This window comes from uncultured Gimesia sp. (genome assembly GCF_937919775.1).
GTDB lineage: Bacteria > Planctomycetota > Planctomycetia > Planctomycetales > Planctomycetaceae > Gimesia.
Genome location: NZ_CALFPF010000369.1, coordinates 1 through 5,128, shown reverse-complemented (window position 1 = coordinate 5,128; position 5,128 = coordinate 1). Strand labels below are relative to the sequence as shown.

Sequence of the window (5,128 nt, the reverse complement as noted above, 5' to 3'; positions counted from 1 at the left end):
GACCAGTCGACTTCAATACCCAGCCCCGGTGAATCGGGAATCGTAATCACGGGGCCTTCAATCACCAGCGGATTTTTGACGACGGAAATTTCATGATACTCGGGTCCCAGAATATCGCCGGGATATTGTTCGATCTTCATATTCGGACAGGCGACTACCGCATGACACATGGCGGCGGAGGCAATATCCAGTTCGAGATTGGAGCCGATGCTGCAGGGAACGCCATGCGCGGCCGCGTAGTTCACAATCGCCACCGTCTTGCTGATGCCTCCGTTTTTACCGGGATAAACGTTGATTACATCGCAGGCTTCATTGCGAATACACTCTTTCGCATCGGCCAGATCAAAACAGATATCATCGGCCATCACTGCCGGTTTTATCGCCCGCCGCACTTCGGCCAGCGCAGCAAAGTCGCCACGGGGTGTCGGCTGTTCGAAGAGAGCGACATTAAATTCCTGCATCCGCTGCATGGTGGCAATTGCGGTCGCAGCATCCCAGCCGGCATTCGCGTCGATCGTCAATTCCAGATCGGGCCCCATCGTTTCGCGCACCAGCTTCACCCGCGCGACATCTTCATCGGGATTCGTGCCGACTTTGACTTTGATCGTAGTAAAACCGGCGGCGACGAGTTCTTTCGTCCTGCGTTCCGCCCGTTCCAGCGAATACGCGCCCATCGAAAAACGGCATTTAATCGAACGGCTGCGGGCCGCCCCACCTAATAATTCATAGACCGGCTGCCCCGCGTCTTTCCCCTTAATATCCCAGCAGGCCATCTCAATCGCCGACTTGGCAAACCAGTTGCCCTGCGCGGTGCGGTCCAGAATCTGGTTGATGGTTTCAATATCACATGGATCGTGACCGAGCAGTAACGGTGTGAAGACATAGTCCACAATCGCCTGTGCTCCCCAGACTGTTTCGCCACTCCAGCGACAGAGGACGGTCGCTTCACCGGCGCCTTCAATGCCGGCATCCGTCTCCACCCGCAATACCAGATAGTGGGAGACATCATGCTTCCCGAGTGCCGAGATCATACGGCGTTCCGGTTTGAGGGGAATCCGCACAGGGTAGGTCTTGATGGCGGTAATTTTCATGGCAGGTGGTCTCGCTTCACTTCACAGTCAGCAGTCAATAAAACGTCAACGGGCGCCGGTTGCCGCAGGGAACGACTATGATAGCAAAGGAGATTCCATTCAGGAATCAAGAGCGCAGCTGCTTCCGGGAGAACTGGTAAAAACGATTTTCCTGGCGCTGTCTGTTCGCGCCGTTCCGTCCGGAATGGATTCGGGCCTATCCCATTTTTCATGGTTGAATTGCAGTGACAATTCCGCTAAAAGCGAGTTGTAACAAGCGTGATTCTTTTCATTCCGAAGATAAAGCGAGCCCCCTGTGTCGTCCTTTGAAGACCGTCTGCCTTTCACTCATCAGCGCATTCTGGAAGGCATAAAAAACGAGTTGCATACCGGCGTGCAGATTTATGTCTCACTGCAGGGGGAAATCATCGCAGACACCGGCATCGGCGAGGCACGTCCCGGTGTACCGATGACGGAAGCCACGATGAATCTCTGGCTCTCAGCAGGAAAACCGCTGACCGCGATGGCGATCGCCCGGCTTTGGGAACAGGGCCAGCTGAGTCTCGATGATCGGGTGGCACAATTCATTCCGGAATTTGGTACGCACGGTAAAGAGCCGATCACCCTGCTGCATCTGCTCAACCATACCGCCGGCTTTCGGCCGGTCGACACGGGCTGGCCGGAACTGAGCTGGGAAGCGACGATTCAACGGATCTGTGACGCCCCTCTTGAAGAAAACTGGCAGATCGGAAAAACGGCCGGTTATCATGTAACTTCGAGCTGGTTCATTCTGGGAGAAATCCTGCAACGCATCACCGGACAGCAGTATCCGCAACTGATGCGGGAACTGATTCTGGAACCGCTGGGCATGACAGAAAGCTGGATCGGCATGCCGTCAGACGTTTATGAAAAAGTAAAAGACAACATCGCCTATGTCTATCAGCGCGAAAAAGGGGAAACGCATCTCACCGACTGGCATGAAGCACCGCGGTGTGTAAAGCCGTCCCCCGGAGGCAATGCCCGCGGACCGATTCGGGAACTGGGCTGGTTTTATGAATGCCTGCTCAATGAAGGCATGCCTCTGTTTGAACCGCAGACCGTGGAAACAATGACGTCCGGGCATCGGATCGGCGAGTTCGATTTAACGCTGCAGCATATTGTCGATTACGGGCTCGGTTTCATCATCAATTCGAACCGCTACGGCGAGGAAACCGTGCCGTATGGCTTCGGCAAGTATGCTTCCGAAAAAACGTTCGGGCACGGCGGTTCCCAGTCATCGATTGCCTTTGCCGACCCCGAGCGGGAGCTGGTTGTCGCGGTTGTCGCCAATGGCAGACCGGGTGAGCCGAAGCATCAACGTCGCGCGAAAGAGATCAACGAAGCCATCTACGCAGACCTGAATTTGATTTAGGCCTCGTGTCATCTTATAAAAAACAATCAGGGTGCGACGGCGCCCACGTAGGCTTTCATACCGCCGGGCGTACCCGCCACACTGCGGGCGGGATTATCGGGGGCAGGGGAGAGGAATTTTTCATCGCCGGGAGTGGTAGACACGAAATTGTTTAAATTCGCATCGCCGCGTTTGCCTTTGTTTTTGAACAGATCCAGTTCGTCAGCAGGAACGGGGTTCGGCGCGGTGCGTGAAGAATAGTTTTCCTGAGCCGTTAGAATTTTCGCCCAGACTTTCGGATCGTTCTGCTGTTCCACCTTCGCTTCCGCCCCTTCGATGGTGGCAAACAGATTGCGGGAAATTTGAATCGCTTCGCTACCGGGACCGGGCATCGCCGTCATGATGATCCCCGAGTTCACAATAAAAAAAGTGTTGTTGGTCAATTTCAGATTGCTGAGATCATAACCCAGCGACTCGAAGCGAATGCCCGTGGACGTTTCGGAAAAAATGCATCCTTTCACGTGCGTCTCTTTCACCGTCGATGAAAATTGCAGCCCGGTCTGCATCGCATTTAGAAAACGGACATTGGATATCACAATTCCGTTGTTTGTATCGCCGGAAAGATGAATCCCGATCGCCTGCGGGTTGCCTGCCTTGAAATTGAGATTTTCCAGCAGCAACGGCTCATTCCCCAATCCGGAAACACTTTTTGTCAGAATCCCCGCTAACTCAAAGTCATTCACTTTCAGATTTTTCAACTGTGTGCCAACCAGATAATCGCCCAGTTGAATGGCCACTTTTTTACCTTGCGCTTTGATCAGAAAACCGTCGATGGTCAGACCTTCAATGCCCTGCAACTGGATCACCGGTTCCGGCCCGTCAGGCGCCAGGATCACCGGTTTTCCGCTCTCTGCCACAATCGAAATGCCTTTCGGGAAACTGATTTTCGAATTATCAATGTGAATCCGTTCCTTGAGTTCCATGCCGGCGGCGACTTTGATCGTGTAATGCTGACTGTCCACACCAAAGGTTTTACCGAAGACGATTTGAATGTCTTTCAGCACAGCGGCAATCGTTTTGTATTTTTCTTCCGGTCCGACTTTAATCTCATCAGGCAGAGTATCAGGTTCGACTGGTTTCTCAGGTGCCAATGCTGGTTTGACGACCTCAACGTCTTGCGGCTTGTTATTGTCGCCTCCCGACAATGCGAACATCACGACAACCACGAGCAGCACAAGCCCGATCCCCCCGCCTGCAATCGCAGGCATGAACCACTTCCGGCTGCTCATCAGAGCTTCAGCGGGAGCCGCCTCTTCCACCGCTTCCGCTTCGATTTCATCGATTTCGGCTTCCATAACGCCTGAATCTCCGGGCAGCGCTTCGGCGACGGGAACAGCCTGTTTTACAGGCCGCTGGACCGGCTTTGCCACGGGTTTCGCGACCGGCTTTGCGACCGGCTTTGCGGTCGGCTTCGCCGTGGGAACGGTTGTCTGTTTCGGTTCTGCTTTCTGCTGGGTATCGGCGGGGCCGGCGATGCGGGTCGATGCGGTACTGACTTTGTTCTGTTTCACAACCGACGAATCGCGCACACCGGAAGAAGGCTTTGCTGCCTGCACCACGGGGGGACTGACTGCTTTCTGTTTTATTTCGCCGGAACCGGGTCCTTTATGAATCCCCGATTCTTCTTTCAGGTTGGAGAGGAAGGCGGCCAGTTCGGGATTCTGTTTTTTTTGATCGTGCAGACCGGAATCAGTTTGTGCCAGACCCACACCGGAACCGACGCCACTGCTCACATGATTTTTTCGCCACTCATCGTCCGTATTATTCTGCAGCCATTCATACAAGGCTGCCGACGTTGCGGTTGCCGTCTGATAACGCTGCTCACGATCTTTCGCCATCATTTTTTCGAGAATCAGAACCAGATCAGGAGGAGTATCGGGGCGGTCTCTGGTAATCGGTGGCGGCTCTTTAGTCTGATGCGCCATCAGACGCTGCGCGAGTGTCCCTTCGGTGAAGGGGGGGTGCCCGGTTAATAAAAAGTACAAGGTACAACCCAGACTGTAAATGTCAGCGCGGGAATCCACCATGTGACTGTCGATTGCCTGTTCAGGCGCGAGATAGTCGGCGGTTCCTAACACTTTTTCGTCATGCGCAATCGTCAGCGATTTGTCTTCGCCTTCATTGAAAAAACGGGCCAGTCCCAGATCGAGAATCTTGACGACCCCTTTCGGATCCACCAGCAGGTTGCCGGGTTTGATATCCCGATGCACCATGTCGGCTTCGTGCGCATGGGCCAGACCATTGGCGGCCTGTCGTATATAATTGACGGCATCTCTGATATCGAGTACGCCATTTTTTGTCACGATTTCCTGTAAATCTTTACCATCGACGTATTCCATAACCAGAAAATGAATCTCTGCGTCATTTTCCATTTCATGGTCCACATCGTACGCGCGCACGATATTCGGATCATCCAGCAAGGCGACGGCCTGGGCTTCCCGATGAAAGCGGGCGAGATACGAAGCATCATTCACGCGTTTGGATGGCAGTACTTTGATGGCACAGCGGCGGCGCATCAACACGTGTTCGGCCAGATAAACCGAACTCATGCCCCCTTTGCCCACCAGATCCAGCAGGCGGTATTTCCCCAGGAAAAACCCTTTATGCT

3 protein-coding genes are annotated in these 5,128 nt (G+C 53.8%); 1 reads left to right on the top strand and 2 read right to left on the bottom strand.

All coding sequences use genetic code 11. The features are described from left to right. Window positions 1–1,091: mandelate racemase/muconate lactonizing enzyme family protein (locus tag Q0294_RS10160; protein WP_299464305.1), on the bottom strand; the 1,091-nt coding region annotated here is incomplete at its 3' end. A 295-nt stretch (window positions 1,092–1,386) separates the two neighbouring features. Here Q0294_RS10160 and Q0294_RS10155 point away from each other — a divergent pair. Continuing rightward, window positions 1,387–2,481 (top strand): serine hydrolase domain-containing protein, encoded by a 1,095-nt coding sequence (locus Q0294_RS10155; RefSeq protein ID WP_299464303.1) that lies wholly within the window; start codon window positions 1,387–1,389, stop codon window positions 2,479–2,481. Between the two features lie 26 nt (window positions 2,482–2,507). On the opposite strand, the gene Q0294_RS10150 is transcribed toward Q0294_RS10155, so the two are convergent. Next, window positions 2,508–5,128: serine/threonine-protein kinase (locus Q0294_RS10150; protein ID WP_299464300.1), on the bottom strand; the 2,621-nt coding region annotated here is incomplete at its 5' end.